General features: G+C 70.1%; 1 pseudogene. It reads left to right on the forward strand.

What is annotated here, in order from left to right:
- Positions 1 to 672, forward strand: a pseudogene (locus AC1DWF_RS35090) (regulator); the annotation flags it as partial.

Below are 672 nucleotides of genomic sequence, written 5' to 3' on the forward strand. Positions count from 1 at the left end.
CGTCGAGGCCATGGACAATGTGGAGAGCGCCGAGGCCGCGGGCGACCACTTCCCCACGACCCAGGTGCTGACGGCCGATGGCGTGGTGAGCCTGATCGGCTGCCTCATGGGCAACCCCTTCATCAACGCGGTCTATATCGGCCACCCCGGCTGGAAGGCGATGGGCGGGCGGATCGGCTATTCCTTCGCGACGGGGATCGCGGTGCTGGTCTTCACCTTCCTCGGCGTCGCCTCGGTGCTGCTGGCGCTGGTGCCCGTCGTCGCGATCGCGCCGATCCTGCTCTACATCGGCATGCTGATCGGCGCGCAGGCCTTCCAGGAGGTGCCGAAGAGCCACGCGCCGGCCGTGGTCCTGGCGCTGACGCCGCATCTCGCCGCCTGGGCCAAGACGCTGATCGACGGCGCGCTGGCCGCCGCCGGCACCAATGCCCATGCCGTCGGCATGGACAAGCTGATCGGCATGGGCGTGCTCTATCCGGGGCTGGAGGTGATGGGCGAGGGCGCCATCCTCGGCGGGCTCGTCCTGGCGGCGATCGCGGTCTTCGTGGTGGAGGGCGACTTCATCAAGGCGGCCTATTTCGCCGGGGCCGGCGCGGTCATGACCTTCTTCGGGCTGATGCACGGGCCGGCGGTGGGGATCGCCGTCACGCCCGCCCTGGCGCTGGCCTATGC

This window comes from Aminobacter sp. P4_D5 (assembly GCF_056401815.1).